Source organism: Enterococcus sp. RTP21361st1_A6_RTP21361_211029 (assembly GCF_040910045.1).
Taxonomy (GTDB): Bacteria; Bacillota; Bacilli; order Lactobacillales; family Enterococcaceae; genus Enterococcus_D; species Enterococcus_D gallinarum.
Map to the genome: position 1 here is coordinate 1 of NZ_JBDGBK010000138.1, position 5,232 is coordinate 5,232.

At 30.1% G+C, this 5,232-nt stretch carries 6 protein-coding genes; 5 read left to right on the forward strand and 1 reads right to left on the reverse strand.

The genetic code is table 11. The features are described 5' to 3' along the window. Positions 1 to 951: DUF3440 domain-containing protein (locus tag AB5Z52_RS15880; protein WP_368243973.1), on the forward strand; the 951-nt coding region annotated here is incomplete at its 5' end. A gap of 61 nt (positions 952 to 1,012) precedes the next feature. Further along, positions 1,013 to 1,546 (forward strand): IbrB-like domain-containing protein, encoded by a 534-nt coding sequence (locus AB5Z52_RS15885; RefSeq protein WP_368243972.1) that lies wholly within the window; start codon positions 1,013 to 1,015, stop codon positions 1,544 to 1,546. Positions 1,547 to 1,917: 371 nt separating this feature from the next. Here AB5Z52_RS15885 and AB5Z52_RS15890 read toward each other — a convergent pair whose 3' ends face one another. Next, complete coding sequence (locus AB5Z52_RS15890; RefSeq protein WP_368243971.1) at positions 1,918 to 3,114, reverse strand: ROK family protein; 1,197 nt, start codon at positions 3,112 to 3,114, stop codon at positions 1,918 to 1,920. Positions 3,115 to 3,609: 495 nt separating this feature from the next. Between AB5Z52_RS15890 and AB5Z52_RS15895 the strand changes: the two genes are divergently transcribed. From AB5Z52_RS15895 to AB5Z52_RS15905, 3 genes are read left to right on the forward strand one after another with little or no spacing between them, the layout of a single operon-like run. Then, the gene (locus tag AB5Z52_RS15895; protein WP_202586315.1) at positions 3,610 to 4,464 is read left to right on the forward strand and encodes a haloacid dehalogenase-like hydrolase; all 855 of its coding nucleotides are present in this window, start codon (positions 3,610 to 3,612) and stop codon (positions 4,462 to 4,464) included. Positions 4,465 to 4,471: 7 nt separating this feature from the next. Beyond that, positions 4,472 to 4,789, forward strand: a complete 318-nt coding sequence (locus AB5Z52_RS15900; protein ID WP_137264847.1) for a PTS sugar transporter subunit IIB — start codon at positions 4,472 to 4,474, stop codon at positions 4,787 to 4,789. Next, positions 4,790 to 5,116, forward strand: coding sequence for a PTS lactose/cellobiose transporter subunit IIA (locus tag AB5Z52_RS15905; RefSeq protein WP_202586286.1), 327 nt, complete (start codon positions 4,790 to 4,792; stop codon positions 5,114 to 5,116). Positions 5,117 to 5,232 lie beyond the last annotated feature (116 nt).

Consider the following 5,232-nt stretch of genomic DNA (forward strand, 5'->3'; position numbering starts at 1 on the left):
TGTGAATGTGTTGTGGTAACTCTATTCTACAGAAGGGACTTCCTTTTTTCTATTTACACAAAATATTTTACACTCTCTCTGGCAAAGCAATTTGGTAGGTGGTATAGACAGATTAATAAAAATAGAAAGACAATTTGTTTGTTAGGTATACGAGCAGATGAATCTTTACAAAGATATAGTGGATTTATAAATAAGAAATATAGGTATAAAAATAAATGCTGGATCACTCAAAATTTTAAAGGAGTATGGTCAGGTTCTCCGTTATATGATTGGACAGTTGATGATGTTTGGCATGCATATTATAAATTTAGCTATACATACAATAATCTATATAATCTATTTTATAAAGCAGGATTAAGTGCATCTCAAATGCGTGTCGCTTCTCCATTTCAAGATTACGCCAAGGAGTCTTTAAATTTATACAGGGTAATAGACCCTAGAGTATGGGTAAAGCTTGTTGGAAGAGTTCAAGGGGTAAATTTTGCTAGTATTTATGGAAAGTCTAAGGCGATGGGATATCGAATAATAAGTTTGCCTGAGGGGCATACATGGAAATCATATACACAATTTTTATTATCTACTTTACCAAATGTCTTACGAAATAACTATATAAAAAAATTTAATAAATCTATAAATTTTTGGCATCATGTAGGGGGAGGATTAGAAGAAGAAACAATTGAAGAATTGCTGAAAAATGGTTATCGTATAAAAAGAAATGGTATATCAAACTATACTATATTTAAAAATTCTAGAATTATTTTTTTGCAAAATATTCCGGATGATACTGATGATATAAAAAGTACAAAGGATATACCTAGCTGGAAGAGAATGTGCTTTTGTATGTTAAAAAATGATCATATTTGTCGTTTTATGGGGTTCGGTTTAACCCGTATCCAACAAAGAAAGTTAGACTTTCTTAAAAGTAAATACAAAAGTATTGATGATATATAATAATATTAAGTATCTTTAATTTATTATAGAAATGATAGTTAGTTACAGGAAGTGAATGTAAATGAAATCCGAGAAAAAAAGCCCTGTTTATAATGTTAAATCAGTAGATATAAAGAAAGTATCTCCGAATGATTATAATCCTAATTCGGTAGCAACTCCAGAAATGAAGTTATTGTATGAAAGTATTAAGAATGATGGTTATACGATGCCTATTGTATGTGTTTACGATGAAGTTGAAGATACGTATATTATTGTTGATGGTTTCCAACGTTATCGAGTAATGATTGAGCATCAAGATATATATGATAGAGAGAATGGTATGCTTCCTGTTTCGGTTATTGATAAGCCAATAGACCAAAGGATGGCTAGTACTATACGGCATAATCGTGCACGAGGAAGCCATGATGTAGATTTAATGAGTAATATAGTTAAAGAATTGCATGAGCTTGGACGTTCAGATGCTTGGATAGCTAAGCATCTTGGAATGGATAGTGATGAGATATTGCGTTTAAAGCAAATCACCGGATTAGCTTCATTATTTAAGGATCATGAGTTTAGCGATGCTTGGGAACCAGATGAAGAATTACTTGAGTAACCTCTATTGCATGCAGTTGAATGATTCATTGACAATAGTTTTCTTATTAGTAATAATTATTGTCAATGAATCCATACAACACAATGTCAAATTACTTATATAATTATAGGCAAATTTGCGTTAGGAGTGTTACAAAATTGAATACAAATTTATTTTCTACTCATAATAATCGTACCTATTGAATAATAGGAATGTTTTTTGAGAATTTTAATGAAAAGTGAAGACAGTATTATACTTTTCATATTTTAGATAGCGAACTTAATAAGTGTTTTAAATGATCTTTTGAATGGTTTTCTTTTTTTATCATAAATTATCTCGAGCAATAATTCTTATTTACAAAAAATAGATAGCATAGATTTTGTATAGAAATATTAAACTACAAAATCATAATTTTCTAGCTTTTTATATATGCATAATGCAGATGCTCCAATAGCTCCGTTAATTTTTTGATAGGGCTTTTTTATAATTTCTTCTTGTTTAGGAAAAACTAGTAATTTGGGTTCTACATTTAATAATTGTGTTAAAAAATTGAAAATATTTTTATTATCAAATATTTGTCCATGTAAAAATATTTTAGCAGAATCAAGAATCATATTTAAATTATTTAGAGTTAAAGCAATATAATTGAGCGCATTGTCGAATATTTTTAGAATAGCAGGATCTCCAAGATCATATGCAGTAAGAAGTGTTTCCATAGAAATTTCTGATTCAGTATCAACTAGTTGATGTAAAAAAGTAGAAGTGGAGTTTCTATAGATTGATTGTGAATACTTTAATAACCATGTTTCACTAGTGTATGTTTGCAAACACCCTCTTTTCCCACACTCACAGTACTGTCCATCTAAATTTACTACAGTATGTCCTATTTCACCTATTAAAAAATTTTCCTTGCTAAAAATATCTCCCTTATAGAAATAAGAACAATGAATTCCTCGACCAATATGAAAAAATAAAAAATTCTCATTTCTTTGACTATAGAAGAAATGTTCTGCCAATGCCATACAATTTACGTTGTTTTCAAAAAAAATTGGAATCTCTACGGAGTCTATAATTTTTTTTAGATCAAAATGTTTCCATGTGTAGTTATTGGTAAGTATTTTACTAGAATAATTATAATGACCAGGCAATGCAATTCCAATTGCAGAGACAGGGACAGTTAATGATCTATAAAAAGATAGAAGATTTTTAATAAATACATCGCTAGTAATAAATATTTCTGATGTATTTATGGAATAAATTTTTTTTGAAAAAATTTTCCCGGTATTATCTGTTAAAACGTAAGAGTAAAATGATTCGGTTATTTCAGCTCCAATAAAAAAACTATGCTCTTGGGAAACATCCAATAATATCTTTCTTCGTCCAGCTTTAATTGTTTCGTTATAGGATTCTCCCAATTCGTATAAAAGATTTTTCTCTATCATTATTCCTGTAAGAAAACTAACTGTAGCTGGTGTAATACCGGTTTTATTTGCAATGTCAATTCTAGAAATCGGTCCTTCAGGAAAAATTACATTCAGTATTTCAGAACACAATTCTTTTTGTTTTTTTGTGAGTTCTATTTTAAACACCTCCAGGATCTATTGGAAATTATAGCATAGAAATTAGTATAATAGTTGACTTACAATTTCAAAAAAACAGTAATGCTTCTATTTCTATATAGTTTACCTGTAGATATTTTAACGGGTTTTATACTTTGTATTGACAAAAAATAATTCTAAGTTGTAAGATAGAATTTGTAATAGATTATTATCAAAAACTATGTTGAAAGGGGATTTATAGTTTTAAAAACGAATCAAAATATTTTGGATAATTGACTTGAAGTTGAATTAATGAAGGGGGGGGTTTATAGAGTTTATTTGATATAGTTATGTATTTTTAAAGGAATGTTTTTTTTGTCAAAAGGATTATAGCTTTATATGTAGCCAAAAATTCTTAAGAAAAAAGTATAAAATCGGCTATTCATTGTTAATAAAAAATAATTATTTAATGGAACTGTAGACAAGAATGGAGAGATTTCTGTGGTTAAAAGGCTTATTAGTACAAACTCTTCAGAAATTTTGAAGATGAATGCTCAAGAATTAAAGCAAAGTATTAAAGCCAGTGAAGGAAGAGTTGTCCTGTCAGAAAATGTTGCACCGAGAGAAAGTTTTATAGGTGATATTACCAATGCTGAAATTGCGCGTGCATTTGGGGCAGATTTAATTTTATTAAATGGTTTAGACGTATTGCATCCAAAAATTTTTGGATTAGATAGCAAAGAAGATAATATTATTGAAGAGTTGCATTCTTTAATTGGATGTCCGATAGGTGTAAATTTAGAACCTGTTGATCTAAATGCCGAGTTACAAGAAGAACGTTTAGAATTAGAAATTGGGAGACAAGCAAATATACAAACTTTTAAACGGGCAGAAGACTTAGGGTTTGATTTTATTTGTTTAACAGGTAATCCAGGAACTGGCGTATCAAACAAACAGATTCTTAAAGCTATTGAAGAGGCAAGGAAAACGTTTTCCGGGCTGATTATTGCGGGTAAGATGCATGGGGCTGGAGTAGATGAAGCAATTGTAGATATGGAGATTACACAAAAACTATTAAATGCTGGTGCAGATATTATCTTAGTACCAGCTGTTGGAACAGTTCCAGGATTTCAAGAAAAAGATTTGGTTGAAATTGTAAAAGAAGTTCATAAGAAGGGTGGCTTAGTCCTTTCAGCTATTGGTACTAGTCAAGAAAGCTCTGATGTTTCAACAATTAGAGATATTGCAATTCGTAATAAGATTTGTGGTGTTGATATTCAGCACATTGGTGATGCAGGATATGGTGGTGTAGCACCAGTAGAAAATATTTATGAGCTAAGTAAAGCAATTAGAGGAATCAGACATACAGTGTCTGTTATCGCAAGATCAATTAATAGATAGGAGAATAATGATGTCGAAAAAGATTATGTTAGCATGTGCAGCTGGAATGAGTACTAGTTTGTTAGTAACGAAAATGCAAAAAGCTGCAGATGCAAAAAATTTAGATGTAGAAATTTTTGCAGTTCCAGTGGCAGAAGCTGATCAATATGTAGAAGATAAAAATGTTGATGTTGTATTGTTAGGACCCCAAGTAAGATATATGCTTCAACAATTTGAACAAAATTTGAAACCTAAAGGTATTCCAGTTGCAGTCATTCCAATGACTGATTATGGAATGATGAATGGATCAAAAGTAATTGATTTAGCGGAAGGATTAATGAAATAGATGGAAAATATGGATGAGAAAACAATGCAAGCAGTAATGGGATTAATTATGTATGGAGGTGATGCAAAAAATAATGCAATGGAGGCAATTCAAGCAGCAAAACGATTTGATTTTGAAGAGGCAGAAAAAAAGCTAAAATCTGCTCAAGAATCTTTGGTTTGTGCACATAATTCTCAAACAGAAATGTTAACAGCGGAAGCACAAGGAAAAGAAAATACTATTACTTTGTTAATGGTGCATAGTCAAGATCATTTAATGACAAGCATTACATTTACTGATTTAGCTAAAGAAATCGTTGATTTATATAAATCCTTAGCATCTGAATAAAATGAACTAATTATCATTAGTTTATAAACTTTGAAGATACCTGAATAATTCATAAAATTTCAGGAAACTACAAATAACCTTGCTGCAATAGCATTTTTCACTTGTTCGATAAGCAC

What these genes read in the sequence shown, in the direction of transcription:
- AB5Z52_RS15885 (WP_368243972.1), top strand. Translation starts at nt 1,013, where the DNA reads ATGAAATCCGAGAAAAAAAGCCCTGTTTATAATGTTAAATCAGTAGAT.
- AB5Z52_RS15895 (WP_202586315.1), top strand. Translation starts at nt 3,610, where the DNA reads ATGAATGCTCAAGAATTAAAGCAAAGTATTAAAGCCAGTGAAGGAAGA.
- AB5Z52_RS15900 (WP_137264847.1), top strand. Translation starts at nt 4,472, where the DNA reads ATGATGTCGAAAAAGATTATGTTAGCATGTGCAGCTGGAATGAGTACT.
- AB5Z52_RS15905 (WP_202586286.1), top strand. Translation starts at nt 4,790, where the DNA reads ATGGAAAATATGGATGAGAAAACAATGCAAGCAGTAATGGGATTAATT.